Below are 26,783 nucleotides of genomic sequence, written 5' to 3' on the forward strand. Positions count from 1 at the left end.
CCACGGGGTACCGCGCACCTCACCGCCGGTCACGATTGGGTTTCGGCCACTCGCACCCCCTTGCCTCATCCGTATGTAATCGATTCCAATCCTCCGTGTAATCGATTCCACAAGGAGGTGGAACGGCGATGGCGAGCATCAAGGACGTCGCCGCCGAGGCCGGGGTTTCCGTGGCCACGGTGTCGCGGGTGCTGAACGACCATCCGTCGGTCAGTGACGACGCACGCACGCGTGTGCTGGCCGCCGTAGAGGCGCTGGGCTACCGCCCGAACGCCGTCGCCCGTTCGCTGCGCACCGACCAGACCCGCACCCTCGGGCTGGTCATCAGCGATGTGCTGAACCCGTACTTCACCGAGCTGGCCCGCTCCGTCGAGGAGGAGGCCCGGGCGCTCGGTTACAGCGTGATCATCGGTAACGCCGACGAGCGGCCGGAGCTGCAGGACCACCACGTGCGGACGCTGCTGGACCGCCGTATCGACGGACTGCTCGTCTCCCCCACCGACGGCGGCTCCCCCGGCATGCTGGACGCCGCCCGCGCGGGTACCCCGATGGTGTTCGTGGACCGGTGGATCCCGGGCCTGGACGTGCCCGTCGTGCGGGCCGACGGGCGGGCCGCGATCCGGGATCTCGTCGCGCATCTGCACGGGCTCGGGCATCGCCGGCTCGCCATCATCTCGGGGCCTGCGGCTACGACCACTGGTAGCGAGCGCGTCGCCGCTTTCCGGGACGCGCTCGGTGAGTACGGGATTCCGCTCCCCGACGCCTACATCGGCCAGGGCGACTTCCAGGTCGAGAGCGGGCGGCGGGTGACCGAAGGGTTCCTCGATCTGGCCGAGCCGCCCGAGGTCGTGTTCGCCGCCGACAACCTGATGGCCTTGGGCGCCCTGGACGCCGTACGCGCGCGTGGGCTGCGAGTTCCGGAGGATCTCGCGCTGGCCGCGTTCGACGACATCCGGTGGTTCGTGCACACCGATCCGCCGATCACCGCGATCGCCCAGCCGACCGGAGACCTCGGGCGGGCCGCAGTACGCGCCCTGGTCGACCGGATCGAGGGACGGGCGCCCCAGTCCGTCACCCTTCCCGCCCGGCTCGTCGTGCGCCGCTCGTGCGGCGAACCCGGTGAGCCCGAAACCTCGTCATCCCCTGTTCGAAGGAGCACGTCGTGAGCAACCAGGACGAGTTGCTGCGCATCGAGGGCATCCGCAAGACCTTCCCCGGTGTCGTCGCGCTGGACGGCGTCGACTTCGATCTGCGCCGGGGTGAGGTCCATGTGCTGCTCGGTGAGAACGGCGCGGGCAAGAGCACCCTCATCAAGATGCTCTCCGGTGCCTACCGCCCCGACGGCGGCCGGATCGTGGTCGGCGGCGAGGAGGTGCGTATCCACAGCGCGCAGGACTCCGCGCACCTCGGGATCGCCACCATCTACCAGGAGTTCAACCTCGTTCCCGATCTGACGGTCGCCGAGAACATCTTCCTGGGGCGGCAGCCGCGTCGCCTCGGGATGATCGACCGGAAGCGGATGGAGGCCGACGCCGCCGTTCTGCTGGAGCGGGTGGGGGTCGATGTCTCTCCCCGCGCGCGTGTCCGTGAACTCGGTATCGCGCGGCTCCAGATGGTCGAGATCGCCAAGGCGCTCAGCCTCGACGCGCGCGTGCTCATCATGGACGAGCCGACCGCCGTGCTCACCTCCGAAGAGGTCGAGAAGCTGTTCGCGATTGTGCGTCAACTGCGCGCGGACGGGGTCGGGATCGTCTTCATCACTCATCATCTTGAGGAAATCGCCGCCCTTGGTGACCGCGTCACCGTGATCAGGGACGGTCGGTCCGTCGGGCAGGTGCCTGCCTCCACCCCGGAGGACGAGCTCGTACGGCTCATGGTCGGGCGCTCCATCGAGCAGCAGTACCCGCGTGAACGGCCGGACGCCGGCGCCGCGTTGCTCTCCGTCGAGGGGCTCACCCGGGACGGGGTCTTCCACGACATCAGCTTCGAGGTGCGGGCCGGTGAGGTCGTCGGCATCGCCGGGCTCGTCGGGGCCGGTCGTACCGAGGTCGTACGGGCTGTCTTCGGGGCCGACCCCTACGACCGGGGGGCCGTCACCGTCTCCGGTGGACTCATCCCCAAGCATGACGTCAACGCGGCCATGGCGGCCGGAATCGGGCTCGTCCCCGAGGACCGCAAGGGGCAGGGGCTCGTCCTGGACCAGTCGGTCGAGGAGAACCTCGGGCTCGTCACCATGCGGGCCGCCACCAAGGGTGGTCTTGTCGACCTCAAGGGGCAGCGGGTCGCCGCCGCGCGGATCGCAAAGCAACTGGGCGTACGGATGGCCGGACTCGGCCAGCAGGTGCGGACGCTGTCCGGGGGCAACCAGCAGAAGGTCGTCATCGGCAAGTGGCTGCTCGCCGACACCAAGGTGCTGATCCTGGACGAGCCGACGCGCGGCATCGACGTCGGCGCCAAGGTCGAGATCTATCAACTCATCAATGAACTCACGGCCGCCGGCGCCGCCGTCCTCATGATCTCCAGCGATCTGCCCGAAGTCCTCGGCATGAGCGACCGGGTGCTGGTCATGGCCCAGGGGCGCATCGCGGGCGAACTCTCCGCCGAACAGGCCACGCAGGACTCCGTGATGGCGCTCGCCGTCAGCACACCCAGCACACCGAACCAAGCAACTACCGCTGTGGAGGGCCACCGTGGCCACTGACACGCATCTGAGCACGCCGGGCGCGAGTGGCGTCTCGGGGATCCGCCGACTGCTCCTGGACAACGGCGCGTTGACCGCGCTCATCGTCCTGGTCATCGCCATGTCGGCGCTGTCCGGCGACTTCCTGACCACCGACAACCTCCTCAACGTCGGTGTCCAGGCGGCCGTGACCGCCATCCTCGCCTTCGGCGTCACCTTCGTGATCGTCTCGGCGGGCATCGACCTGTCGGTCGGTTCGGTGGCCGCCCTGTCCGCCACCGTCCTCGCCTGGAGCGCCACGCAGCACGGCGTCCCGGTCTTCCTCGCCGTCGTCCTCGCGATCGCCACGGGTATCGCGGCCGGTCTCGTCAACGGCTTCCTCATCGCTTACGGCAAACTCCCGCCGTTCATCGCGACGTTGGCGATGCTGTCGGTGGCGCGCGGTCTGTCGCTGGTGATCTCGCAGGGTTCCCCGATCGCCTTCCCGGACTCGGTCTCGCACCTCGGTGACACGCTCGGCGGGTGGCTGCCGGTGCCGGTCCTCGTGATGATCGTGATGGGGCTCATCGCGGCCTTCGTCCTCGGGCGGACGTACATCGGCCGGTCCATGTACGCGATCGGCGGCAACGAAGAGGCCGCGCGGCTCTCGGGGTTGCGCGTCTCCAAGCAGAAGCTCGCGATCTACGCCCTGTCCGGCGTCTTCGCCGCCGCCGCGGGCATCGTCCTCGCCTCCCGGCTCTCCTCCGCGCAGCCGCAGGCGGCCGACGGTTACGAGCTGGACGCGATCGCGGCGGTCGTCATCGGCGGCGCCTCCCTCGCGGGCGGCACCGGCAAGGCGTCCGGCACCCTCATCGGCGCGCTGATCCTCGCGGTGCTGCGCAACGGCCTCAACCTCCTTTCCGTGTCCGCCTTTTGGCAGCAGGTCGTCATCGGTGTCGTGATCGCGCTGGCCGTCCTGCTGGACACCGTGCGCCGCAAGGCGGGGGCAACTCCCGCCTCCGGTACGGGCGGTGGCATCGGCGGAAAGGGCAAGCAGGCGACCACGTACGCGCTCGCGGCCGTCGTCACCATCGCGATCGTCGGCGCGACCTCCTTCCTGCACAACGACTCCTCGACCTCGTCCAAGCCCAAGCTCGGGCTGTCGCTCTCCACGCTCAACAACCCGTTCTTCGTGCAGATCCGGTCGGGCGCGCAGGCCGAGGCGAAGAAGCTGGGTCTGGACCTGACCGTCACGGACGCGCAGAACGACGCCTCGCAGCAGGCCAACCAGCTCCAGAACTTCACCAGTTCGAACTACGGCGCGATCATCGTCAACCCGGTGGACTCGGACGCGGCGAGCAACTCCGTGAAGGCCGCCGACAAGGCGAAGATCCCGGTCATCGCCGTCGACCGGGGCGTCAACAAGGCGGCCGTGGACACGCTCGTCGCCTCCGACAACGTCGTGGGCGGTGAACTCGCCGCCAAGACCGTCGCCGAGAAGCTGGGCGGCACCGGCAAGATCGTCATCCTCCAGGGCCAGGCGGGCACTTCGGCGGCGCGTGAGCGGGCGGAGGGCTTCGCCAAGGGGCTGAAGGCCTTCCCCGGCATCCAGGTCGTCGCCCAGCAGCCGGCCGACTTCGACCGCACCAAGGGCCTCGACGTGATGTCGAACCTGCTCCAGGCGCACCCCGACGTCCAGGGCGTCATCGCCGCCAACGACGAGATGGCCCTCGGCGCGATCAAGGCGCTCGGCTCCAAGGCAGGGAAGTCGGTCTCGGTCGTGGGCTTCGACGGCACGCCGGACGGCCTGACCGCCGTCAAGCAGGGCACGCTGTACGCGTCCGTGGCGCAACAGCCCAGCCAGCTCGGCAGAATTGCCGTGGACAACGCGCTGCGCGCCGCTCAGGGCAAGAAGGTGGAGACGACGGTGAAGGTGCCCGTGAAGGTGGTCACCAAGGAGAACGTGGCCGGGTTCACCGGCTGACGACGACCGGATCCACACTCCAAGTCACCACTGTGGGGAGTCAATTGATGTACGACTACGACCTCCTGGTCGTGGGATCGGCCAACGCCGACCTCGTGATCGGCGTCGAGCGGCGGCCGGGCGCCGGCGAGACGGTCCTCGGTTCCGACCTGACCGTCCACCCCGGCGGCAAGGGCGCCAACCAGGCGGTCGCCGCCGCCCGGCTGGGAGCCCGTACGGTCCTGCTGGCCCGGGTCGGCGACGACGCGCACGGCCGGCTGCTGCTCGACTCGCAGCGGGCCGCCGGGGTCGACACGGTGGGCGTCCTGGTCGGCGGCGCGCCGACCGGGGTCGCGCTGATCACCGTCGACCCGTCCGGCGACAACAGCATCGTGGTGTCGCCGGGGGCCAACGGAAAGCTGTACCCCGTGGACGTCCAGGCCGCCGGGTGCCTCTTCCAGGCCGCCCGGGTGGTCTCCGTGCAGCTGGAGATCCCGCTGGAGACGGTCGTGGAGGTCGTACGGAATCTCGCGGACGGCAGCCGCTTCGTGCTGAACCCGTCGCCGCCCCGGCCGCTTCCGGCCGAAGTCCTGGCCGCCTGCGACCCGTTGATCGTCAACGAGCACGAGGCGAAGGTGATCCTCGGGGACGCGTGTGTGAGCGAGCGGCCCGAGGACTGGGCGCGGATCCTGCTGGCGAAGGGGCCGCGTTCGGTGGTCGTGACGCTGGGCGCGGAGGGCGCGCTGGTGGCGTCCAAGGACGGGGTCACCCGGGTGCCGTCCGTGAAGGTGGACGCCGTGGACACGACGGGCGCGGGCGACGCGTTCACCGCGGCGCTGGCGTGGAAGCTGGGTGCGGGGCTGTCGCTTGCCGAGGCGGCGGAGTACGCGGCCCGCGTCGGGGCGGTGGCCGTGACCCGTAAGGGTGCCCAGGACTCCTTCCCCACGGCGGACGAGGTCGCCGCGCTGTGAAGAAGGCAGGGATTCTCAACCGTCATCTCTCCGGCGCGCTGGCCGAGTTGGGGCACGGGGACGGGGTGCTGGTGTGCGACGCCGGGATGCCGATCCCGAAGGGGCCCCGGGTGGTGGACCTGGCGTTCCGTGCCGGGGTGCCGTCGTTCGAGGAGGTGCTGGACGGGCTGCTGGCCGAGCTGGTGGTGGAGGGCGCGACGGCGGCGACCGAGGTGCGCGGCGCGAATCGAGCGGCCACGGCCCTGCTCGACGCCCGCTTCCCCGACGGTCTGGACCTCGTCTCCCACGAGCGGCTCAAGGAGCTGTCGGCGGACGCGCGGCTGATCGTCCGGACGGGCGAGGCACGGCCGTACGCGAATGTGCTGCTGCGGTGCGGGGTGTTCTTCTAGAGACCGTTCGGGACCATAAATTCGAGGGGGCCCGGTCCGTCGACCGTGCCCCCTCGGGTTTTCCCCTCCAGCATCAGAACCCCTCGTGATCCCCCCAGATCCCCCTCCAAGAGTCCTGATGCCAAGTACGACCCACGTACTACGGGGAGGGTTGTACGACATCTTGAGAATTCTTCAAGACGGGCTCCGGGTGCCGACCAAACCGGGCGGACGTAGCGTTTCAGACATGAGCGAAGACTCGGCTACGACCTTCCAGGGCGCCGTCCTCGACGAGCTGGGCGGCGACAAGGTCCAGGAGATCGCGGGGCTGCTGGGCACGGACGAGGCGGGCGCGCGGGAGGTCGTCGGGACGACGGTCTCGGCGCTGTCCGGCGAGGCGGCGGCCGTGGAGACGCCTCAGGAGGCTCCGCTCCAGGGCGTGGCCACGCTGGGCGGTTTCGCGACCGGCGGGCTCATGGCCGGGGTGCTGGCGAAGGCGGCCAAACCCGTGGCGAACGCGGTGGCCAAGAAGACGGGTCTGCCGCCGGCGACCGTCGCACGGGTCGTCGAGATGCTGGTCCCGGTGGTGCTGACGGTGCTCACGAAGCGGGCGGCAAAGAAGAAGTAACCCGCGCGGTGCGGGTGTCGGCCGGTCGGTACGGCATACTCCTGACCTCCTGCCCCACCCCGGATCGAACGGGGTGGGGCAGGGATCAGGGGTGTGTCAGGGGTGCGGCCGTCGTCAGCGGACGGTGACCGAGACCGCCTTGGACACGGCGGCGCCGTCCTTGACGCGCAGGACCTGGACGCCCTTCTTCTGGAACTTGTCGGTCAGCTTGTAGGCGCTGTGGTTGACCTTGGCGGTCACCGGCAGGGACTTCCAGGTCGCGCCGCTCTTGACCTGGAGCGTCACCTTGCTGCCCTCCTTGAGACCGGTGGACTTGCCGGTGAAGGTGACCACGTCACCGAGCTTCACGGTGCTGTGGTTGGCCTTGAGGGTGATGCTCGCCGGGGCGGGCGCGGCGACGGCGGAGGTGGCGCCGACGGCGACAAGCGCCGCGGAGGCCACGGAGACGGCGGCGATACGCACGTTCACAGTTAACTCCTTGTTTGTTTCTCGAATTACTTCTCTTATGCACCTCTCAGGCTTCTCTCATACAAGAGAAAGCCCGGAAGACCGCGCTTCCGGGCTTTCTCCCGGCCCCGCGGCGAGCACGATCCTACAGACATGACCTGGGGAGATACGGTTCCGGAAAGCTCCGAAAAACCTAAATCGACAGGCTAGTCACAGGAATAGCGCGCACCGCACGGACCCTGATCTGCATTTATAAAAACGAGCTGTGTGAAGGTGACTCTCACATTCCGAGCACGCACCGGACCCGCTACCGGATCACGTGCTCCACGAACCGCGCCGCCGTCTCCGCCAGCACCTCGCGACCGTCCCGCGCCCACAGCCCGTCGTTGAACAGTTCGACCTCGATGGACCCGGTGTATCCGGCGGCCTCGACGTACGACAGCCACTCCCGCATGTCGATCGCGCCGTCGCCGATCTGCCCGCGGCCGTTGAGCACGCCCTCGGGCAGCGGGGTGGTCCAGTCGGCGAGCTGGAAGGTGTGGATACGGCCGCCCGCGCCCGCCCGGGCGATCTGCTCGGGCGCCCGGTCGTCCCACCAGATGTGGTACGTGTCCACCGTGACGCCGACCTGCTGGGCGGGGAAGCGCTCGGCGAGGTCGAGGGCCTGGGTGAGGGTCGAGACCACGCACCGGTCGGAGGCGAACATGGGGTGCAGCGGCTCGATGGCCAGCCGTACGCCCCGCTCCTCGGCGTAGGGCCCCAACTCCCCCAGCGCGTCGGCGATCCGCTCCCGCGCGCCGTGCAGGTCCTTGGAACCGGCGGGGAGACCACCGGACACCAGGACGAGGGTGTCGGTTCCCAGCGTTGCCGCCTCGTCCACGGCCCGGCGGTTGTCGTCGAGGGCGCGGGCGCGTTCGTCCGGGTCGATCGCGGTGAAGAAGCCGCCCCTGCACAACGTTGTCACCGTGAGCCCCGCGTCGCGGACCAGCTTCGCGGTCGCCTCCAGGCCGTACGACTGGACCGGCTCGCGCCACAGCCCGACGCCGGGGACGCCCAACTCCAGGCACGCGTCGACCAGTTCGGGCATGGCGAGCTGCTTCACCGTCATCTGGTTGATGGAGAAGCGGGAGAGTTCGGCGGCGCTCACTGGTTCACTCCGTACAGGGCGAGCAGGTTCTTCATCCGTTCCTCCGCGAGCTTCGGGTCGGGGAACAGGCCCAGGCCGTCGGCGAGTTCGTAGGCGCGGGCGAAGTGCGGGAGGGAGCGGGCGGATTGGAGTCCGCCGACCATGGTGAAGTGCGACTGGTGGCCCGCGAGCCAGGCCAGGAACACCACGCCGGTCTTGTAGAAGCGGGTCGGCGTCTGGAAGAGATGGCGGGACAACTCGACCGTCGGATCGAGGAGTTCACGGAACCCGGCCGTGTTCCCGGTGTCCAGGACGCGGACCGCCTCCGCCGCCAGCGGGCCGAGCGGGTCGAAGATGCCGAGCAGGGCGTGGCTGAAGCCCTGGTCGTCGCCCGCGATCAGCTCGGGGTAGTTGAAGTCGTCGCCGGTGTAGCAGCGCACACCCTGCGGCAGTCGGCGCCGGATGTCGATCTCCCGCTGAGCCTCCAGGAGCGACACCTTGATGCCGTCCACCTTGTCGGGGTGGGCCGCGATGACTTCGAGGAACGTGTCGGTGGCCGCGTCCAGGTCGGACGAGCCCCAGTAACCCTCAAGTGCCGGGTCGAACATGGGGCCGAGCCAGTGCAGGACGACGGGCTCGGACGCCTGACGGAGCAGGTGGCCGTAGACCTCAAGGTAGTCCTCGGGCCCCTTCGCTACGGCCGCGAGCGCGCGGGACGCCATCAGGATGGCCTGCGCGCCCGACGCCTCGACGAGCGCCAACTGCTCCTCGTACGCGGCCTGTACGTCGGCCAGGGACGCGGGGCCTGTGAGCTGGTCGGTGCCGACACCGCAGGCGATACGGCCGCCAACCGCCTTGGCCTCGGCGGCACTTCGGCGGATCAGCTCGGCCGCGCCGGCCCAGTCCAGGCCCATGCCGCGCTGGGCGGTGTCCATCGCCTCGGCGACACCGAGGCCGTGCGACCAGAGGTGGCGGCGGAAGGCGAGGGTGGCGTCCCAGTCGACGGCGGCGGCCGAGTCGGGGCTCGTGTCGGCGAAGGGGTCGGCGACGACGTGCGCCGCCGAGAACACCGTACGAGAGGTGAAAGGGGTGCCGGAGGTGACGGCGAGGGGTTCCTGTCGGGGCTCGTACGCCCTCAAGACCCCGCTGTTGTCCGGGAGTTGGATGGTCACAGGGTGATCTCCGGAACGTCGAAGCGGCGGCCCTCTGCGGACGACTTCAGCCCCAGCTCGGCGAGTTGGACACCGCGGGCGCCGGCCAGGAGGTCCCAGTGGTAGGGGGCGTCGGCGTAGACGTGGCGGAGGAACAGCTCCCACTGCGCCTTGAAGCCGTTGTCGAAGTCGGTGTTGTCGGGGACTTCCTGCCACTGGTCGCGGAACACTTCGGTGGCGGGCAGGTCGGGATTCCACACCGGCTTCGGAGTGGAACTCCGGTGCTGGGCACGGCAGTTGCGGAGCCCAGCGACAGCGGACCCCTCGGTCCCATCCACCTGGAACTCGACGAGTTCGTCGCGGTTGACGCGGACGGCCCAGGAGGAGTTGATCTGGGCGATGGCGCCGCTGTCGAGTTCGAAGATGCCGTAGGCGGCGTCGTCGGCGGTGGCGTCGTAGGGCTTGCCGTTCTCGTCCCAGCGCTGCGGGATGTGGGTGGTGGCGATGGCCTGGACGGACTTGACGCGGCCGAACAGCTCGTGGAGGACGTACTCCCAGTGCGGGAACATGTCGACGACGATGCCGCCGCCGTCCTCCGAGCGGTAGTTCCACGACGGGCGCTGGGCACTCTGCCAGTCGCCCTCGAAGACCCAGTAGCCGAACTCGCCCCGGATGGAGAGGATCCGGCCGAAGAAGCCGCCGTCGATGAGCCGCTTGAGCTTGAGCAGGCCCGGGAGGAACAGCTTGTCCTGGACGACGCCGTGCTTGATGCCGGCGGCGTCGGCGAGGCGGGCCAGTTCGAGGGCGCCCTCGAAGTCGGTGGCCGTCGGCTTCTCGGTGTAGATGTGCTTGCCCGCGGCGATCGCCTTCTTGAGCGCCTCCTCGCGGGCCGAGGTGACCTGGGCGTCGAAGTAGATCTCGACGGTCGGGTCGGCGAGGACCGCGTCGACGTCCGTGGAGACGTTCGCCGGGTCGAGGCCGTGCTGCTCGGCAAGCGCCTTCAGCGCGTGCTCGCGGCGGCCGACGAGGATCGGTTCCGGCCACAGGACCGTACCGTCGCCGAGGTCTAGACCACCCTGCTCGCGCAGTGCGAGGATCGAGCGGACGAGGTGCTGTCGGTAGCCCATGCGCCCGGTCACGCCGTTCATGGCGATACGCACCGTCTTGCGTGTCACGTGTTTCCCTTCGTCCACGCACGTTTCCACGTACGTCCCAAGAACGCAGCAAGCGCTTTCTATATATGCAGAAGCTAGCCTTTGCCCACTGGTCTGTACAAGACCGTGATGGGGTCGAGTTGTTCGAGGGGGCGAACGACCGGGGCAGGTGGCCTTATGGTCTGCTCGGACGGGGGCTTCCTTTGAGCAGCCTATGTACAACGGCGTACGACAAGATGCGCGACCGGAGGACGAACAACATGACGGTGACCCTGGCGGACGTGGCGGCCCGCGCCCAGGTCTCCCCCGCGACGGTGTCGCGCGTACTGAACGGCAACTATCCGGTCGCGGCCACCACGCGCGAGCGGGTGCTCCGGGCGGTCGACGAGCTGGACTACGTGCTCAACGGTCCCGCGAGCGCGCTGGCCGCGGCCACCTCCGACCTGGTCGGCATCCTGGTCAACGACATCGCCGACCCCTTCTTCGGGATCATGGCGAGCGCGATCCAGGGCGAGATCGGGGGGCCGGGGGGTCGCGCGGGCGGGGAACGGCTGGCGGTGGTGTGCAACACGGGGGGCTCCCCGGAGCGCGAGCTGACGTACCTGACGCTGCTGCAACGGCAGCGGGCGGCGGCGGTCGTGCTGACCGGCGGCGCGATGGAGAACGCGCCGCACGCGGCGGCGGTCGCGGCGAAGCTGCGGAAGCTGGGGGAGGCCGGGACGCGGGTGGTGCTCTGCGGGCGGCCGCCGGCGCCGGACACGGGGGCGTTCGCGCTGACTTTCGACAACCGCGGCGGCGGACGTGAACTGACCGAGCACCTCATCGGCCTCGGCCATCGCCGGCTGGGCTACATCGCGGGGCCGGAGGAACGGACGACGACGCGGCACCGGCTGGAGGGTCACCGGGAGGCGCTGGCCGCGCACGGGATCGTGGAGGATCCGCGGTGGACGGTTCATGGCCGCTACGACCGGCGGTCGGGGTACGAGGCGACGCTGGAGCTGCTGCGGCGGGATCCGTCGCTGACGGCCGTGGTCGCGGCGAACGACTCCGTCGCGGTGGGGGCGTGTGCGGCGCTGCGGGAGTCGGGGCGGCGGATTCCGGACGACGTCTCGGTCGCCGGGTTCGACGATCTGCCGTTCAGCGTGGACGCGGTGCCTTCGCTTACGACTGTGCGGTTGCCGTTGTCCGAGGCGGGGGCCCGGGCGGGGCGGATCGCGATGGGGCGGGAGGAGCCGCCGCCGGGTGGGATCGCCACGGTTCGGGGGGAGTTGATGGTACGGGGGTCTTCTGGGGTACCGAGGAAGTAGGTGTCCTGAGCCGGGTTCGAGTGTGGCCGTGGGGCTGCCCGCTCGCTTCTGAAGCGGGCAGCCCTGAAAGACGGTTGCCCAGGTACGCAGAACCCCGGGCCCGTCACCCCCTCACCCGGCGCGGCACCGAGAAACGCGCTCGCGTCTCGCCAGCACGCCGGGTCGGCTCAGCGTCTAACGCCGAGTGGGGTGACGCGACTGCAGATTGGCGGCACGCCGGGTCGGCCTAGCGACTGACGCCGAGTGGGGCGGCGCGACTGCAGATTGGCGGCACGCCGGGTCGGCTTAGCGACTGACGCCGAGTGGGACGCCGCGACTGCAGATTGGCGGCACGCCGGGTCGGCCTAGCGACTGACACCGAGTGGATGACACGCCCACCGGGTGGGTGGGGCGCAGCGTCGGCCTGGCGGCTAACGCCGAGTGGTGCGTGTCTGTGTGCGTGGGGATGCGTGGGGATGCGTGGGGGGTGCGTGGGGGTGCGGGAGGCTGTGTCCTTTTCTAACCACTCAAATGCCGATTAGGAGGTTAGTTCACGGACAGCTTCCCCGCCCCCCCCGGCCGCCAGACCCGGCTCGGCCGTATGTCCGCCGCTCGATCTCAACCGCGAAGCCGCACACCTGCACCACCGCACACCCGCACACCCGCACACCCGCTCCACCGCACCACCGCACCACCGCAGAGACGAGACACGAGACACGAGCGCACACCGCCTGCCACCCCACCAGCCGCAAGCCGCTGAGGCCGCTGAGGCGACGGGCGACAGGGCGACGGGGCGTGCTGCCGATCCGCAGCCGCGCCGCCCCACTCGGCGTTGGCCGCTGAGCCGACGGGGCGTGCTGGCGAGACGCGAGCGCGTCCCCTCCGCACCGGTCAGCCTCGTAATCGCCGTAACGGGTCGTCTGCCTGGGTAACCGTCTTTTCGGGTCGCCCGCTCGCTTCTCCAACGGGCTGGAGCGGCCCTAGTCAAGGGTGGAGCGGAGCGGAATCGGCGCAGCCGACGTGACCGCAGGGAGCGCCCTTTACTCGGGCCGCGGAAGCCCGACACTGGCCAAGAAGCGGGCGACCCAACGCCCACTTGCAACGCCCGCCTTGCGCGACAGACCAGACCGCCTCGCGATGAGCCTGCCTATGCCTATGCCTATGCCTGTCCACCGGGTCCGATCCGGTACGTACCCGGTGTCTGACCCATCGTGCGGCTGAACGTGTCGATGAACGCGCTGGTCGTGGACCACCCGCACTGGCGACCCGTCTCGCTGACCGTCGCCCCTTCCGCCAGGAGGACCATCGCGTGGAAGACGCGGACGTTGGTACGCCATTGCGGATACGTCATGCCGAACTCGGTTCTGAACAGGCGGGCCAGGGTGCGTTCGCTCACGCCGATACGGCGGGCCAGCCAGGTGGCGGTACGGGGCTGCCGTAGGTCCTCCGTCACCAGTGAACACGCCTGCCGCAGCAAGGAGTTGGTGGGCGTGGGCAGCGTCAGCGGCTCCACCAGGGCGCGGCGGAGCCGGTCCCGCAGGACCGCGCGCAGGCGGCGTGACTCCTGCCGCGGGAGGTCCGGTTCGCTGCACGCGATGATCAGTTCGCGCACCAGGGCGTCCACGGCCACCACGACCGGGGTCTCGGAGTCCAGCAGCACGTCGTGGGCGGCGAAACCGATCGTGTGCACGGAGCTGTGCCCATGCACCCGGTGCTGGTGCCACATGCCCGCCGGGAGCCATACCGCACGCGCACTCGACGCCACCCAGGACGCCTCGCCCGTCTGCACCGCCAGCACACCGGCACTGACGTAGAGCAGCTGGTGGTAGCCGTGCTGGTGACGGCCGATGACGTCACCCGCGAGGTGGGCGTGGGTGGTGTCCCTCGGCTCCGTCCCCGCCTCGTCCACCGCGTCCGGCTGACCGTTTTCCGACATACCTCGGCAGAATAACGGAAGCGCCGCACCTGGCCGTCCTGCCAGCGTGAGGACATGCCCACGACACCCCCCGCTCCCTCCCCGCCCGCGCTGAAGACCCGCCTCGCCTCCGGGATGCGCGGTGTCGCGCTCGACACCCGTCCGCTCCAACACCCGGTCTTCCGGCGCCTGTTGATCGGGCAGAGCGCGGCCTACGTCGGGACGATGGTCACCGACGTCACCGTCCCGGTGCAGGTGTACGAGCTGTCCCGGTCGTCGCTGTTCGTGGGGCTGACGGGGGTCGCCGGCCTCGTACCGCTCGTGGTCTTCGGGCTGTACGGCGGTGCCGTCGCGGACCGGTTCGACCGCCGCACGCTGTACCTCGCGTCGGCCTGTCTGACCTGGGTGATCACGCTCGCCCTGCTGTTCCAGGCGGTCGCGGGCGTGCGTTCGGTACCGCTCATCCTCGGCCTCGTCGCCGTGCAGGCCGGCGCCTTCGCCGTGTCGTCCGCGGCCCGGGGCGCGATCATCCCCCGTATCGTGCCGACCCCTCTGGTGCCCGCCGCGAACACGCTGTACTTCACCGCCGGCAACGTCGGGCAGGTCGCCGGGCCACTGGTCGCGGGCGTCCTGATCTCCCTCCCGCACGGCTACAGCTGGGCGTACGGCGCCGACGCCGCGCTGTTCTCCCTCCTCCTCCACTCGGCCCTGCGCCTCCCCTCGGTCAAGCCGACCGGCGAGGGAGCCGCCACCACGGGCGGGCTGCGCTCGGTCCTCGACGGGCTGCGGTTCATCGCCGTCGCGCCGGTGCTCTGGATGTCCTTCGCGGTCGACATCGCGGCGATGACACTGGCCATGCCGACCGCGCTGTTCCCGGAGGCGGCACAGACGCGGTTCGGCGGCGGGGTGGGGCTGCTGTACTCGTCCATCGCGATCGGGTCGGTCGCGGCGGGCCTGTTCAGCGGCTGGATCGGACGCGTACGCCGCCAGGGCCGGGCACTCGCCCTCGCCGTCGTCGTCTGGGCGGCCGCGGTCGCCCTCGCGGGTACGGTCCACCAACTCCTCGCCGCGGCAGCCCTGTTGGCGGCCGCCGGAGCGGCCGACCTGGTCAGCGCGGTCTACCGTCAGACCATCCTCCAGACCTACGCCCCCGACGCCCTGCGCGGCCGCCTCCAGGGCGTCTTCACCGTCGTCGTCGCGGGCGGCCCCCGCCTCGGCGACCTGCGCGCCGGCGCCATGGCCTCCACCACCGGCCTCGGCCTCGCCTGGACGGGCAGCTCACTGCTGTGCGTGGTCGTCGTCATCGCGGGAGCCCTGCTGGTCCGGCCGTTCTGGCGGTACGACGTGACCGCGGCGCCGCAACCGTCCTCGCGGCCGTAAAACCCCGGGACGCGTCAACTCACGTGCCCGGCACCGGCCTACGATCCCCTCATGCCTCGTGCCCTCATCCTCGGCGGAACCGGACTCGTCGGACGGGCGACCGCGCTGCGGTTGCTGGAGGCCGGCTGGCAGGTGGACGTGACCGGGCGGGACCCGGCACGGATGCCGGCCGAACTGACCGGCGCCGGTGGGCAGTTCATCGCGGCGGACCGGGCCGACCGGGGGCAGACGCAGGCCGCTCTCGGAGCCGGTGCCGATCTGCTCGTCGACTGTCTCTGTTTCACCGCCGCCGACGCACGGTCGTTGCTGCCGCTCGCCGCCAACTCCGCTTCCACGGTGGTGATTTCGAGTCGCGCCGTGTATGTCGACGCGGTCGGCCATCACGTCAACTCGGATGTCCCGCCGCACTTCACCGCACCGATCACCGAGACCCAGCCGACCCTCGCCCCGACCACCGACATCGACTACCGCTCGCGCGAAGGCTACGGCGCCAACAAAGTCGCCGCCGAACAGGTCGTGCTGGAGAGCGGGTTGCCCGTCAGCGTGCTGCGGGCCTCGCAGATCCACGGGGTCGGGGCGTCCCCGGCGCGTGAATGGGCCGTGGTCAAGCGGGTGTTGGACGGCCGTAGGGTCCTGCTGCTGGCCGATCGGGGCGCCGGGGTCGTCCACACCACCGCCGCCGCGAATCTCGCCGCGCTCATCGAGACGGTCGCCGAGCGGCCCGGCACCCGCGTCCTCAACTGCGCCGATCCGGACGCGCCCGCCGCGCTGGAGATCTGCCGGGCGATCGCGGAACACCTGGGCCATGAGTGGGAGGAGGTCCTGCTGGACGACACGGCACCGGCCGGCCTGGGCCGCACCCCCTGGGACTCCCCGCACCCGATCCTCCTCGACACCTCCGCCGCCACGGCACTCGGTTACCGGCCGGCCGGTACCTGCGCGACCACGATCGCGCCCGCACTCGACCGGCTGGTGGAAGCGGCCAGGAACGGCCGACCACCCGTCGACGACGGTTACTTCGCGGAGTACTTCGACTACGCGGCCGAGGACGCCTTTCTCGCGGGCCGGGTCGGGCGGCCGGGGCGGTAACGAGGGAGGGCGAGGGCGGGGAAGGGACAGGGAAGAGGGGACGTCCGCCTTGTCCCGGTGTCCTTGATGACGGCTGGAGATCCCGGATCCGCCACTCCCCCGGCGCCGTTGTCAGTACCTCCCCCTATCGTCCCGCCATGACCTTCCCCCTTCCCGCCGAACCGCCCCTGCCCTCCGGCCGCTTCGAGCCGCGAGGAGACGTGGAGGTGTGGTTCTCCGACGAACTGCCCGACGATCTCGTCGAGTTGTGGCCCCGGCTGCTGGAGTCCGCCGACGTCACGGGGCTCTATCCGTTCATCTGCTGGCGGGATGATCCCCACCGGCCCGAGGACCTGAGTGAGGTCGACGCGATCCGGCTCGATGCCGTGCTCGCGGCGGACTTCGCCGAATATCGCCGCCGGCGGCTGCCGTACTGGTCCAATCCGGCGGCGGCCGACGTGTTGCCGGACAGCGTGCCGGACGACGTCCGGGAGTACGTCGAGCCCTGGCCGCACGACCCGGGGCCGCCCTTCGAGAGCTGGCCCGGGCTCGCGGCGGGCGGGGCCGACACGGGTGCCGGGGTGAGCGCGGCGCAGGCCGCCCAGCGGGCCGTAGAGGAACTGCTCGGGGACGAACCCTTTGTGCACACCTGCCAGTTGGCCCTCGTGCCCGCGCGCCGTAGCGCCGATGTACCGGCGATCGTCGGGTGGGCGGCCGAGGCTCCGCTTCCCCTGTTGACCGCGCTGCTGCGGAGTTGGGAGGAGCGGTTCGGGGCGCGGGTCGTTTCGGGGTTCGGGGGTGCGCTGACCGTGTCGGTGGCCCGGCCGCCGCTCGATGTCCCGCACGCGGAGCAACTCGCCCTGGAACACGTGCTGTCGACCGCGGACAACATCGTGGACGATCCGCCGACGCCGTTCCCGGAGTACGCGAACGGGCTGGTGGGGCGGCATCAGTGGCGGTTCTGGTGGGACTAGTCCGCTGCTCGGGCGGCCGCGTCCGCTGTCGGGAACCATGGACGCGCGGCCCTTCCCGGTACTACCGTCAGAACCGCAATACCTCTGACTGAGTCAACTACCCTGAGCGAGCACCGGGGATCGATCATGACTGTCCAGGACATCCGCGCCTTCAACCGCTTCTACACGAACGTCATCGGCGCCCTCGACTACAGCCGCCACCTCTACGCCCCGTTCACCCTCACCGAGTCCCGCGTCCTGTACGAACTCGCGCACTCCCCTGGCACGGACGCCGCCGATCTCCGTGCCGAACTCTCCCTCGACGCCGGGTACTTGAGCCGGATCCTGAACCGGTTCGAGCAGGACGGGCTGGTCGAGCGGGCGCCCTCGGAGCGGGATCCGCGGCGGCGGCAGGTCACGCTCACCGTGCGGGGGCGGGAGACCGCCGCGCTGCTGGCGGAGCGGGCGGACGAATCCGTCGGAGCGCTGCTCGCGACCGTGCCGGAGGCCGACCGGCCGCGGCTCGCCGAGGCGCTGCACACCGTACGGACCATCCTGTCGGAGGACACGGAGAGTTCGGGGGGCTCGGGAGGCTCGGACGACGTACGGCGGTCCCGGCCCGAGGACGTCGTGCTGCGGGAGCCCGGGCCCGGGGACCTCGGCTGGATCGTGCAGCGGAACGCCGCGCTGTACGCCGCCGAGTACGACTTCAACGCCGACTACGAAGGGCTCGTGGCGCGGATCGTCGCCGATTTCGCCGAGGATCACGATCCGCATCTGGAGCGGGTGTGGATCGCCGAGCTGGACGGGCGGCCGGTGGGGTGCGTGATGTGCGTGCGGGACGACGCCCCGGGTACCGCCCGGCTGCGGCTGCTGCTCGTCGAGCCCGACGCGCGCGGGCTGCGGATCGGGGATCAACTCGTCGCCGCTGTCGTCGAGTTCGCGCGCGGGGTCGGTTATCGCGACCTCGTGCTGTGGACCAACGACATCCTCGGCGCCGCCCGCCGCATCTACCAGCGGCACGGTTTCGTCCTCAGCGCCGAGAAGCCGCACCGCTCCTTCGGCCAGGATCTCGTCGGCCAGGACTGGCGGCTCGACCTGCACCAGCGGCAGTAGTGAGCGGTGACGAGTAGGGTCCGTGGCATGAAGCTCGCCTTCTCCACCCTCGGTGTCCCCGGCCTCCCCGTGACCGATGTCCTGGACCTCGCCGTCACGCACGGTTACCACGGCGTCGAGTTGCGCGCGCACCCCGAGGAGCCCGTGCACCCCGGTATCGACGCCGCCCAACGGGCCGACGTGGTCGCCGAGTTCAAGGCGGCCGGGGTCGAAGTCCTGGGCCTCGCGGGGTATGCGCGGGTGGCGGCACCGGGCGACGACGCCCCCGTACTCGCCGAGATCCGTGAACTGCTGGAACTGGCACGGGACTTGGGCGCGCCCTTCGTCCGCGTCTTTCCCGGCGGCGGCACCGAGCAGTCCGTGGAGGAGGCCGACGCCACGGCCGCGCGGCGGCTCGGTACGGCGGCGGAGTGGGGCGCCGACCTCGGCGTACGGGTCCTGCTGGAGACCCACGACTCGCACCGCACCGGCGCGGACGCGCTGCGCGTGCTCGGCCCGGTCGGGCACCGGCAGGCCGGGGCGCTGTGGGACGTGATGCACACCTGGCTCGGTGGCGAGCAACCGTCGGAGACGATCGCCGCGCTGGGCCCGTATCTCGGATACGTGCAGGTCAAGGACATCGCCTCGGCCGCCGACACCACCCCGCTGCCGCTCGGCGCCGGTGTCCTCCCGCTCGCCGAGTGCGTCGAGGTCCTCGCCCGGCACGAGTGGGACGGCTGGCTGTGCTGGGAGTACGAGAAGCGGTGGTACGAGGCCGCCGCCCCGCTCCCCGGACTGCTGGCCGCCGGTCACGATCACCTGGCGCGGCTGCTCAACGACTCCGCGTAAACGACTGGCGGCCCCGGCTGCCTGCGGCTTAGGGTCCCCCGGTGCCCCCTCACCCCGCCCCGCGCCCCGTCATGCCCTCATGAGCCCCGCACTCGCCCGTACGTTGATCGACGTCCGGCCGCTGCGGACGTCCCCGGTGTACCGGCGGCTGCTGATCGGGCGGACGGTGTCCACGCTCGGCAGCTTCATGACCATGGTCACCGTCATGTACCAGGTCTGGGACATGACGCGCAGCACGGTGTGGACCGGTGCGGTCGGCGTGGCGCAGGCCCTGCCGATGATCGGCTTCGGGTTGTTCGCGGGCGCCTGGGCGGACCGGACCGACCGGCGCCGCGTCTATCTCACCGGCACCGCCGGGTCCGCCGCCTGCTCCCTCCTGCTGGCCGTGCAGGGCTTCACGGGGCACGTACCGGTGGCCGTGGTGCTGGCCCTGGTGGCGGCGCAGTCCGCGTTCGCCGCGATCGGCGCACCCGCGTCGGGCGTGTTCGTACCGCGGCTGCTGCCCAAGGACCAGGTGGCCGCCGGTCTCGCCCTGAACCAGGTGACCGGCCAGGCGATGATGCTGCTCGGCCCGGCCGTGGCGGGCGTGGTGCTCGGCTGGTGGGGCATCGGTGTCTGCTACCTGCTGGACACCCTCAGCTTCGGCGCGTCGTTCTACGGCGCCTTCGGCCTCCCCCCGCTGCCGCCCGAGGGCGAGAAGTCACGCCCCGGGCTGCACGGCATGTTCGACGGCCTGCGTTTCCTGGCCGGGCACCGGGTGGTGCGTGGCGCGCTGATCACCGACATGGCGGCCACAGTCCTGGCGATGCCGGTCAGCCTCTTCCCGCTGATCAACGCCGAACGCTTCGGCGGCGACCCGCGGACCCTGGGCCTGTTCCTGTCCGCGCTCGCCGTGGGCGGGGTCACGGCCACGGCCCTCTCCGGCCCGGTCACCCGTCTCGCCCGCCCCGGTTCGGTGATGCTCTGCGGCGCGGCGGGCTGGGGCGCCGCCCTGGCCTGCTTCGGCCTGCTGACCAGCCCGTGGGCGGGACTCGCGCTGCTGGCGCTGGCGGGCGCCGCCGACGCCACCTCGGTGGTCGCCCGCAGCACGATCGTGCAGACCCGCACCCCGGACGCCCTGCTCGGCCGGGTCACGGCCGCCGAACAGATCATCGGCCAGGCGGGCCCCAACCTCGGCAACCTCCGCGGCGGCCTGGTCGCGGGCTGGACCTCGGGCGCGACGGCCCTGTTCACCGGCGGGCTGCTGTGTGTGCTGGCGGTGGCGGGGGTGGGGGCGAGTACGCCGGAACTGCGCGCCGGGACGGGGGCCGGGGTCACACCGGACGAGCCGTGAGCGGCGCCGTCCCGTCCAGGCACCAGTCCAGCACCGCGGGCCACGAGCCGTAACCGGCGACCAGGTCCAAGTGGCCCGCGCCCGGGATGAGTTCGGTGGGGATGCCGAACGGGTCGCCGTAGGCGGTGCGCGCGTTCTCCGGGCAGTGCGGGTCGTCGTCGCCGGCGACCAGGCGGACGTCTCCGGGAAGCGTGAAGTCGGCGGCGGGCGGGGCGAATCCGGCCACCTCCGGATACTGCGCGACCACGGCGCGGGAGGGCGGTCCGACCAGGAGCACCCGGTCCGCCGCACCGCCCAGGACCTGCCCGCGGGCGACGGCGTGCAGCCAGAGCAGCGCCGAGGCACTGTGTCCGAGGACGACCCGCTCGGCGCCGCCGCCGTTCTCCAACTCGCCGAGACAGCGCGCGAGTTCACCCAGCCACACGTCCAGGTCGGGGGCGTCGGGGTCGGGCAGCTGGGGGTAGACGACGTGATGGCCGAGTTCCCCGAGCCGGTCGGCCAGCCAGTGCTGCCAGTGCTCCTTCGGGCGGTGGTTCTGCCAGCCGTGGAGGATGAGGTAGGAGTTCATGGGGGCGATGGTTTCCGATCACCGGCCGATCGGTCCAACTGGACGTGCGCACACCCCGGTTCGCCTCCACACCTCACGCCGGCAACTGCCCCCGCAGCGCGGCAAACGCATCGTGGAACCCCGGGAAAGTCTTCCGCACGCACCCCGGGTCGTCGAACGAGATACCCGGTACCCGCAGCCCGGTCACCGCGAAGGACATGACGATGCGGTGGTCGCCGTAGGACTTGATCTCCGTGCCCGTGACGGGAGTTGACCCCGGCACGTCGCTCGGGCGGATCTCGATCCAGTCGGGGCCCGTCGCCACCTCCACGCCCAACCGCCGGAGGCCTTCCGCACAGGCCTCCAGCCGGTCGCACTCCTTGACCCTCGTGTTGCCGACGTCCTCGATGCGGACCGGGCCCGAGGCGAAGGGGGCGATCGCGGCCAGCGTCGGCATGGTGTCCGAGATGTCCCGCATGTTGACCGTGAGGCCGCGCAGCTCGCCCGTCCCCCGCACCCGCGTGCCCTTCGCGCCCGTCTCCACCTCCGCACCCATCCGGCGCAGTACGTCGACGAAGCCCAGGTCGCCCTGGAGCGCGCCCGTGCCCAACCCCGGGACCGTCACCTCTCCACCCGTCACGGCCGCCGCCGCGAAGAAGTAGCTCGCGGTGGACGCGTCCGGTTCGATCCCGTAGGTGGTGGCCCGGTAGCCGCCCGACGGGACGACGTAGGTAGCACCCTCCTTGCGGACCTCCACCCCGAACTCCCGCATCATCGCGATCGTGATCTCGACGTACGGCGCGGAGACCAGGTCCGTGACCCTGACGCGCAGGCCCTTCCTCGTCAGGGGGCCGAGGAGGAGCAGCGCGGTCAGGTACTGGGAGGACTGGCCGGCGTCCAGGACGACCTCCCCGCCCTCCACACCGGACGCCTCGATGCGCAACGGGTGGTGGCCCTCCGCCTGCTCGTGGCGCAGGTCGACGCCCAGGTCGCGTAGGGCCCGGGTGAGCGGGAGGAGCGGGCGGCGGCGCATCTGCGGGGAGGCGTCGAAGCGGAAGCTGCCGCGACCCGCCGCCGCCAGCGTCGGCAGGAAGCGGGCCGTCGTCGCGCCGTCCCGGCAGTACACGTCCGCCTCCGCGACCGCCGGACCCTGCGGGCGGCCGTCGATCTGCCAGGCGTCCGGGGTCAGGCCCACGCGGTAGCCGAGCCGGGTCAGGCCCTCGGCGAAACCCTCGGTGTCGTCCGAGCGGAGGGGGCGCCGGAGGGTGGTGACGCCGTCGGCGGCGGCCGCCAGGAACAGCGCGCGGGCGGTGATGGACTTGGAACCGGGGATGTCGACTACGGGCATGCCCTCATGATCGGGCGGCGGTCGGCCGCCCCGCCGGGACGTCCACGGGATGGACGACCACCGTTCGCCCGCCCGTCTCCGCCATCCACCCGCACATCCCTGTGCGTGACCGCACCCGTCCCGTTGTGCACCGCTTCACCAACTTCCGGGAATCAGCCGGAAGAAGGGAACCCACATCCCCTCGCGGCCGTCCAAACCGCATGCTGCCGGACGAGTCTCCGTGGCACGGCGTCGGCCTCGCCGCTGGCTGCGAAAGCTGACAAACCCTCTCCTCCGTGCCGCGGCCGGCAGCAAGCCGTCATCGGCGCGCCCCCCTCCAACTGCGCCGATGGCGGCTCCCTCGCTGGGTACTGTGCGTTCCCTTGACTGGCAGAAACTTCCCGGATATTCGTGAAGTCTTGGAAGTTTCCTTCAGCGGATCCGAGGAACCGAATCCGACGATCCGACGTGGAACACCTCCGGAAGGAGCGCACGTGCCCTCCAGACGTACCGTCCTCGCCGCGACCATGGGCGTCACCGCGTCCCTCGCGGTCGGCGGCACCGCCCACGCCGACGACAAGAGACTCCGCTCGCTGATCTCCCGCATGACGTTGCCGGAGAAGGTCGGCCAGCTGTTCGTGATGCGGGTCTACGGCCACTCCGCCACCGCCCCCGACCAGGCCGACATCGATGCCAACCTGAGCGAGATCGGCGTGCGCACGGCCGCCGAACTGATCGCCAAGTACCACGTCGGCGGCATCATCTACTTCACCTGGGCCCACAACACCCGCGACCCCCACCAGATCGCCGACCTCTCGAACGGCATCCAGAAGGCGTCCCTCAGCAAACCCCGAGGGCTCCCCGTACTGGTCGCCACCGACCAGGAACACGGCATCGTCTGCCGCATCGGCGCACCCGCGACCCTCTTCCCGGGCGCGATGGCGATCGGCGCCGGCGGCTCCCGCACCGACGCCCGCACCCTCGGCCGGATCTCCGGTGCCGAGCTGCGCGCGATGGGCGTGAACCAGGACTACTCCCCCGACGCCGACGTGAACGTCAACCCGGCCAACCCGGTCATCGGCGTACGGTCCTTCGGCGCCGACCCGGACGCCGTGGCCGGCCTCGTCGCCGCCGAGGTGAAGGGGTATCAGAGCAGCCAGGTCGCCGCCACCGCAAAGCACTTCCCGGGGCACGGCGACACCGCCGTGGACAGCCACTTCGGGTTCCCCGTCATCACCCACAGCCGGGAGGTGTGGGAGGCGCTCGACGCCGTCCCCTTCCGGGCGGCCGTCAAGGCGGGCATCGGCTCGATCATGACCGCCCACATCATGGTCCCGGCCCTCGACGACTCCGGCGACCCGGCCACCCTCTCCCACCCCATCCTCACCGGCATCCTGCGCGGCGAACTCGGCTACGACGGCGTCGTGATCACCGACTCGCTGGGCATGGAGGGGGTACGCCAGAAGTACGGGGACGACAGGGTGCCGGTGCTCGCGCTCAAGGCCGGGGTGGACCAGCTCCTCAACCCGCCCTCCCTGGACGTCGCCTGGAACGCCGTGCTCAAGGCCGTGCAGGGCGGGGAGTTGACGGAGGCACGCCTCGACGAGTCGATCCTGCGGGTGCTGCGGCTGAAGGAACGGCTGGGGTTGTTCGAGGACGTGTACGTCAGCCGGGCGGGCGTCGACCGCACGGTCGGGACCCCCGCCCACCTCGCCGCCGCCGACCGCATCGCCGAGCGGACCACCACCCTGCTGGTCAACTCGGCGGGGCTGCTGCCGCTGTCCCGTCGTACGCACGGCAAGGTCCTGGTGGTCGGCGCCGATCCGGCCTCCCCTACGGGTACTACGGGTCCACCCACCGGTGTACTGGCCGCCGCCCTAGGGGAGTCGGGGTTCACGGCGACCGCCCTGTCCACCGGTACAACGCCTTCCGCCGCGACCGTCGCCAAGGCCGTGACGGCGGCGGGTGCGGCGGACGCGGTGGTGGTGGCGACCTATAACGTCACGGCGACCGACGCGCAGAAGACTCTGGTCGAGCAACTCGTCGCCACCGGGAAGCCGGTCGTGGCCGTCGCCGTCCGCAACCCCTACGATGTTGCCCAACTGCCCTCCGTGTCCGCCTACTTGGCGTCCTACTCCTGGACCGACGTCGAACTCCGGGCGGCGGCACGGGTGATCGCGGGCCGGGTCCGGCCGCGCGGGAAGCTCCCGGTCGCGGTGCGGCGCGCGGATGATCCGACGCAGGTGCTGTATCCCGTGGGGCACGGGCTGTCGTACTAGGGGTACGTTCCCCACCCGCCCCACCCCCGCCAACTGGCCCAAAGCCCCCCGCACGTCTGGCGTGCGCCCGCTGTCGCGGGTCACGCTGGGCGGGGGCAGCCGGGGGGATCGATGCGTGAGCGATGGTGCGTGGGGGTGGTGTGCGCGGCGCTGCTCGCCGCCCTGACGACGGGCTGCCAGGCCGCGCACGGTTCCGGATCGGGCGAGGGCGAAGGACGCCTCGGCGGGAAGGCGGCCGCGACATCGTCCGCTTCCACCCAACCCTCCGGCTACGGCGCGGTGTTCCTCGGCGTCGACGAGTGCAGTTCCTTCGGCACGACGAGTTTCACCGAGGCGCCTTGTACGAGTGAACGGGCGGCCGCGCGCGTCATCGCCCGCTACGACGGTGATGTGAGCGACGGTCCCGTCTGTCCGGCGACCACCGACTTCGTGCTGCACATCAGCGCCCAGGGGTCGTCGGGCGCGGGCGGCGACGGGGTCGTACCCAAGGGCTACGCCTGTATGCGGAACCTGGAACCGCCGCACCCCGGCGACCCGGGCGGCGGGGGCGGGCCCCGCACGATCGTCGGTGACTGTGTCTACGGCTCGGGCAGCGGGCAGGTCCGGGAGACGGCGTGCGACGGCTCGGGGCCCAGGAAGCCGCAGTACAAGGTGGTCAAGGCCGTTCTGCGGAGGGCGAGTTGCCCCGCTTCGACCGCCCTGTATGTGCAGCTCGGCGGCGAGCGACCCGTGGGCTGCGCCCGGCCGGTGTAGTCGGGTGACTGTCAACGGCCGGGCGCAGTAAGGAGGTTGCCTACGGCCGGAGCGCCGGCTCGCGCCGCACGTCCTGGCGGTCCAGCTTCGCGTCGTACGGTGCGAGGGGCTTCGCCTGTGCCGTGGTCGTGGCCGGGACGCCCGCCCAGGCCAGGATGCGGGCGGTGGCGAGTGCCTTCTGGTCAGTGGTCAGGCCGGCCACGTTCGCGCCGTGGTTGAGGCCGGGCGCGGTGAAGACGTACGAGTCCTTCGCGCCCTTGCCGACGGCGAAGCGCTCGGCGCCCCACGGGTCGTTCTGGCCGTAGACGAAGAGCATGTGGTCGGCGTGGTGGCGGACCCAGCTGTCCACGTCCCGCATGGCGTTCGGCTGGAACCTCATCGGGATGGAGCGCGGGACGAAGTTGCGGGGCGACTGGTAGCCGTAGCGGAGGTACTTCTTCTCGATGTACGGGAACTTGATGGTGGGGGCGCCGAGTTGGGTGCCCGCCTGGTAGTAGTACGGGGTGTACGGGTCCAGGCCCTGGTCGGTGTAGAAGGAGAATCCGGAGATCGTGTCGACCGAGGTCCAGATCTCGTCGTCGGTGGCGGCCTGTGCGTTCGCGGGGATGGTGTCGCAGTCGGAGAGCAGGCTGTACTGCCAGAAGCCCCAGACGTAGTCGAGGACGACGGCTTCGTAGGCCTTGTCCAGGCTGCCGACGGTGGTGAAGGTGAAGCCGTTCTCGGCCGCGTACGCCGCGTACTTCTTCTCCAGCGCGTCCCTGCGCACCAGCGCCTCGCGCTGTACTGCGTCAAGGCGGTCGCGGCACTCCTTGGTGCCGACCTTGGTGAAGAAGCGGTCGTAGGCCGAATCCTCGTTGTTCACCACGTCGTTGGGGGCGACATAGGCGACGACGCCGTCCATGTCACGCGGGTAGAACCGCTCGAAGTAGGTGGCCGTCATACCGCCCTTGGAGCCGCCGGTGGCGATCCAGTTCTTAGTGTAGATCGGCTTGAGGGCCTTGAAGACGCGGTGCTGGTCGCTGGCCGCCTGCCAGATGTCGAGCTTGGACCAGTCGGCCGGGGCGGGGCGGGACGGGGTGAAGTAGCGGTATTCCAGGGAGACTTGGTTGGCGTCCGCGATCCGGGTCGGTTCGCTGCGGCTGGGGTTCGTCGAGACGTTGTAGCCGCTGGTGTAGAAGACCGTCGGGCGCGATACGTCCTTGTGCAGCACGGTGATCCGCTGCTGGAACGTGCCCTTGGACGGGTGCCGGTGGTCGACCGGCTGGGTGTAGTTCAGGACGAAGTAGCGGTAGCCGGTGTACGGCTTCTCCTCGACCAGGCTCATGCCGGGTATCGCCAGCAACTGGTCCTTGATGTCCGCGACTTGACCGGGTCGGCCGGCCTGGGCGGCGGTGGCGGTGGCCACCCCGGCCGTGCTCAGCGTGCCTATGAGCACGGTGAGCGCCAGCAGCCATCTGAGCGCCTTGCGCATGCATACTCCCCTGTGAGGCAGTTGTGAACGGGAAGCTATCGGAGCAACTCCCGTCACACC

The 26,783-nt window shown here is 70.7% G+C and carries 23 protein-coding genes; 15 read left to right on the plus strand and 8 right to left on the minus strand.

Going from position 1 to position 26,783, the window contains the following annotated elements; translation table 11 throughout:
* Positions 1-128: 128 nt before the first annotated feature.
* The 6 genes from R2B38_RS13450 to R2B38_RS13475 all read left to right on the plus strand — a co-directional run bounded on the left by R2B38_RS13450 (position 129) and on the right by R2B38_RS13475 (position 6,589).
* Entirely contained in the window at positions 129-1,166 is a 1,038-nt protein-coding gene (locus tag R2B38_RS13450) for a LacI family DNA-binding transcriptional regulator (RefSeq protein WP_318016444.1), read from the plus strand.
* Positions 1,163-2,701: a sugar ABC transporter ATP-binding protein gene (locus R2B38_RS13455; protein WP_318016445.1), complete on the plus strand. Its 1,539-nt coding sequence runs from the start codon at positions 1,163-1,165 to the stop codon at positions 2,699-2,701. The genes R2B38_RS13450 and R2B38_RS13455 overlap by 4 nt, the downstream gene beginning before the upstream one ends.
* The gene (locus R2B38_RS13460; protein ID WP_318016446.1) at positions 2,691-4,643 is read left to right on the plus strand and encodes a substrate-binding domain-containing protein; all 1,953 of its coding nucleotides are present in this window, start codon (positions 2,691-2,693) and stop codon (positions 4,641-4,643) included. The genes R2B38_RS13455 and R2B38_RS13460 overlap by 11 nt, the downstream gene beginning before the upstream one ends.
* A gap of 47 nt (positions 4,644-4,690) precedes the next feature.
* The gene (locus R2B38_RS13465; protein WP_033283889.1) at positions 4,691-5,593 is read left to right on the plus strand and encodes a ribokinase; all 903 of its coding nucleotides are present in this window, start codon (positions 4,691-4,693) and stop codon (positions 5,591-5,593) included.
* Positions 5,590-5,982 (plus strand): D-ribose pyranase, encoded by a 393-nt coding sequence (rbsD, locus tag R2B38_RS13470; protein ID WP_033283888.1) that lies wholly within the window; start codon positions 5,590-5,592, stop codon positions 5,980-5,982. Before R2B38_RS13465 ends, rbsD begins: the two co-directional genes overlap by 4 nt.
* Positions 5,983-6,208: 226 nt before the next feature.
* Positions 6,209-6,589, plus strand: coding sequence for a DUF937 domain-containing protein (locus R2B38_RS13475; protein ID WP_318016447.1), 381 nt, complete (start codon positions 6,209-6,211; stop codon positions 6,587-6,589).
* A gap of 114 nt (positions 6,590-6,703) precedes the next feature.
* On the opposite strand, the gene R2B38_RS13480 is transcribed toward R2B38_RS13475, so the two are convergent.
* From R2B38_RS13480 to R2B38_RS13495, 4 genes are all read right to left on the minus strand, one after another.
* Positions 6,704-7,057, minus strand: coding sequence for a hypothetical protein (locus R2B38_RS13480; protein WP_051801265.1), 354 nt, complete (start codon positions 7,055-7,057; stop codon positions 6,704-6,706).
* Positions 7,058-7,343: 286 nt separating this feature from the next.
* Positions 7,344-8,183, minus strand: a complete 840-nt coding sequence (locus R2B38_RS13485) for a sugar phosphate isomerase/epimerase family protein (protein WP_318016448.1) — start codon at positions 8,181-8,183, stop codon at positions 7,344-7,346.
* Positions 8,180-9,334 (minus strand): dihydrodipicolinate synthase family protein, encoded by a 1,155-nt coding sequence (locus R2B38_RS13490; protein WP_318016449.1) that lies wholly within the window; start codon positions 9,332-9,334, stop codon positions 8,180-8,182. The genes R2B38_RS13485 and R2B38_RS13490 overlap by 4 nt, the downstream gene beginning before the upstream one ends.
* Positions 9,331-10,488, minus strand: a complete 1,158-nt coding sequence (locus R2B38_RS13495) for a Gfo/Idh/MocA family protein (RefSeq protein ID WP_033283884.1) — start codon at positions 10,486-10,488, stop codon at positions 9,331-9,333. Before R2B38_RS13495 ends, R2B38_RS13490 begins: the two co-directional genes overlap by 4 nt.
* A 239-nt stretch (positions 10,489-10,727) precedes the next feature.
* On the opposite strand from R2B38_RS13495, the gene R2B38_RS13500 reads away from it, so the two are divergent.
* A complete protein-coding gene (locus R2B38_RS13500) occupies positions 10,728-11,774 on the plus strand; it encodes a LacI family DNA-binding transcriptional regulator (RefSeq protein ID WP_033283883.1) in 1,047 nt (348 codons plus the stop codon).
* A 1,138-nt stretch (positions 11,775-12,912) separates the two neighbouring features.
* Here R2B38_RS13500 and R2B38_RS13505 read toward each other — a convergent pair.
* Complete coding sequence (locus tag R2B38_RS13505) at positions 12,913-13,689, minus strand: helix-turn-helix transcriptional regulator (protein ID WP_318016450.1); 777 nt, start codon at positions 13,687-13,689, stop codon at positions 12,913-12,915.
* 54 nt (positions 13,690-13,743) lie between these two features.
* On the opposite strand from R2B38_RS13505, the gene R2B38_RS13510 reads away from it, so the two are divergent.
* From R2B38_RS13510 to R2B38_RS13535, 6 genes are all read left to right on the plus strand, one after another.
* Complete coding sequence (locus R2B38_RS13510) at positions 13,744-15,048, plus strand: MFS transporter (RefSeq protein ID WP_318016451.1); 1,305 nt, start codon at positions 13,744-13,746, stop codon at positions 15,046-15,048.
* Between the two features lie 51 nt (positions 15,049-15,099).
* Entirely contained in the window at positions 15,100-16,137 is a 1,038-nt protein-coding gene (locus R2B38_RS13515) for an NAD-dependent epimerase/dehydratase family protein (RefSeq protein WP_318016452.1), read from the plus strand.
* Between the two features lie 137 nt (positions 16,138-16,274).
* Entirely contained in the window at positions 16,275-17,090 is an 816-nt protein-coding gene (locus tag R2B38_RS13520; protein ID WP_318016453.1) for a DUF4253 domain-containing protein, read from the plus strand.
* Between the two features lie 126 nt (positions 17,091-17,216).
* Entirely contained in the window at positions 17,217-18,185 is a 969-nt protein-coding gene (locus tag R2B38_RS13525) for a bifunctional helix-turn-helix transcriptional regulator/GNAT family N-acetyltransferase (protein ID WP_318016454.1), read from the plus strand.
* A 27-nt stretch (positions 18,186-18,212) separates the two neighbouring features.
* Positions 18,213-19,013, plus strand: coding sequence for a sugar phosphate isomerase/epimerase family protein (locus R2B38_RS13530; protein WP_318016455.1), 801 nt, complete (start codon positions 18,213-18,215; stop codon positions 19,011-19,013).
* Positions 19,014-19,092: 79 nt separating this feature from the next.
* Positions 19,093-20,346, plus strand: a complete 1,254-nt coding sequence (locus R2B38_RS13535) for an MFS transporter (RefSeq protein WP_318016456.1) — start codon at positions 19,093-19,095, stop codon at positions 20,344-20,346.
* Here the strand turns inward: R2B38_RS13535 and R2B38_RS13540 are convergent.
* Both R2B38_RS13540 and aroA read right to left on the minus strand, forming a co-directional pair.
* On the minus strand, positions 20,327-20,914 hold the full coding sequence (locus R2B38_RS13540) for an RBBP9/YdeN family alpha/beta hydrolase (RefSeq protein WP_318016457.1): 588 nt from the start codon (positions 20,912-20,914) through the stop codon (positions 20,327-20,329). The two genes, R2B38_RS13535 and R2B38_RS13540, sit on opposite strands and share 20 nt — an antisense overlap.
* 73 nt (positions 20,915-20,987) lie before the next feature.
* Positions 20,988-22,241: a 3-phosphoshikimate 1-carboxyvinyltransferase gene (gene aroA, locus R2B38_RS13545; protein WP_318016458.1), complete on the minus strand. Its 1,254-nt coding sequence runs from the start codon at positions 22,239-22,241 to the stop codon at positions 20,988-20,990.
* Positions 22,242-22,714: 473 nt separating this feature from the next.
* On the opposite strand from aroA, the gene R2B38_RS13550 reads away from it, so the two are divergent.
* Both R2B38_RS13550 and R2B38_RS13555 read left to right on the plus strand, forming a co-directional pair.
* On the plus strand, positions 22,715-24,499 hold the full coding sequence (locus tag R2B38_RS13550) for a glycoside hydrolase family 3 protein (RefSeq protein WP_318016459.1): 1,785 nt from the start codon (positions 22,715-22,717) through the stop codon (positions 24,497-24,499).
* Positions 24,500-24,610: 111 nt separating this feature from the next.
* Positions 24,611-25,252 (plus strand): hypothetical protein, encoded by a 642-nt coding sequence (locus tag R2B38_RS13555; protein WP_318016460.1) that lies wholly within the window; start codon positions 24,611-24,613, stop codon positions 25,250-25,252.
* Positions 25,253-25,292: 40 nt separating this feature from the next.
* Here R2B38_RS13555 and R2B38_RS13560 read toward each other — a convergent pair whose 3' ends face one another.
* Positions 25,293-26,723 (minus strand): S28 family serine protease, encoded by a 1,431-nt coding sequence (locus tag R2B38_RS13560; protein ID WP_318016461.1) that lies wholly within the window; start codon positions 26,721-26,723, stop codon positions 25,293-25,295.
* Between the last annotated feature and the right edge of the window lie 60 nt (positions 26,724-26,783).

The sequence above is a fragment of the Streptomyces sp. N50 genome, from assembly GCF_033335955.1.
Classification (GTDB): Bacteria; Actinomycetota; Actinomycetes; order Streptomycetales; family Streptomycetaceae; genus Streptomyces.

Bases quoted from the DNA above. Each gene is read 5' to 3' on its own strand.
- R2B38_RS13450 (WP_318016444.1), top strand. From the start codon at position 129: ATGGCGAGCATCAAGGACGTCGCCGCCGAGGCCGGGGTTTCCGTGGCC.
- R2B38_RS13465 (WP_033283889.1), top strand. From the start codon at position 4,691: ATGTACGACTACGACCTCCTGGTCGTGGGATCGGCCAACGCCGACCTC.
- R2B38_RS13475 (WP_318016447.1), top strand. From the start codon at position 6,209: ATGAGCGAAGACTCGGCTACGACCTTCCAGGGCGCCGTCCTCGACGAG.
- R2B38_RS13500 (WP_033283883.1), top strand. From the start codon at position 10,728: ATGACGGTGACCCTGGCGGACGTGGCGGCCCGCGCCCAGGTCTCCCCC.
- R2B38_RS13505 (WP_318016450.1), bottom strand. From the start codon at position 13,689: ATGTCGGAAAACGGTCAGCCGGACGCGGTGGACGAGGCGGGGACGGAG.
- R2B38_RS13510 (WP_318016451.1), top strand. From the start codon at position 13,744: ATGCCCACGACACCCCCCGCTCCCTCCCCGCCCGCGCTGAAGACCCGC.
- R2B38_RS13515 (WP_318016452.1), top strand. From the start codon at position 15,100: ATGCCTCGTGCCCTCATCCTCGGCGGAACCGGACTCGTCGGACGGGCG.
- R2B38_RS13520 (WP_318016453.1), top strand. From the start codon at position 16,275: ATGACCTTCCCCCTTCCCGCCGAACCGCCCCTGCCCTCCGGCCGCTTC.
- R2B38_RS13525 (WP_318016454.1), top strand. From the start codon at position 17,217: ATGACTGTCCAGGACATCCGCGCCTTCAACCGCTTCTACACGAACGTC.
- R2B38_RS13530 (WP_318016455.1), top strand. From the start codon at position 18,213: ATGAAGCTCGCCTTCTCCACCCTCGGTGTCCCCGGCCTCCCCGTGACC.
- R2B38_RS13535 (WP_318016456.1), top strand. From the start codon at position 19,093: ATGAGCCCCGCACTCGCCCGTACGTTGATCGACGTCCGGCCGCTGCGG.
- R2B38_RS13540 (WP_318016457.1), bottom strand. From the start codon at position 20,914: ATGAACTCCTACCTCATCCTCCACGGCTGGCAGAACCACCGCCCGAAG.
- aroA (WP_318016458.1), bottom strand. From the start codon at position 22,241: ATGCCCGTAGTCGACATCCCCGGTTCCAAGTCCATCACCGCCCGCGCG.
- R2B38_RS13555 (WP_318016460.1), top strand. From the start codon at position 24,611: ATGCGTGAGCGATGGTGCGTGGGGGTGGTGTGCGCGGCGCTGCTCGCC.
- R2B38_RS13560 (WP_318016461.1), bottom strand. From the start codon at position 26,723: ATGCGCAAGGCGCTCAGATGGCTGCTGGCGCTCACCGTGCTCATAGGC.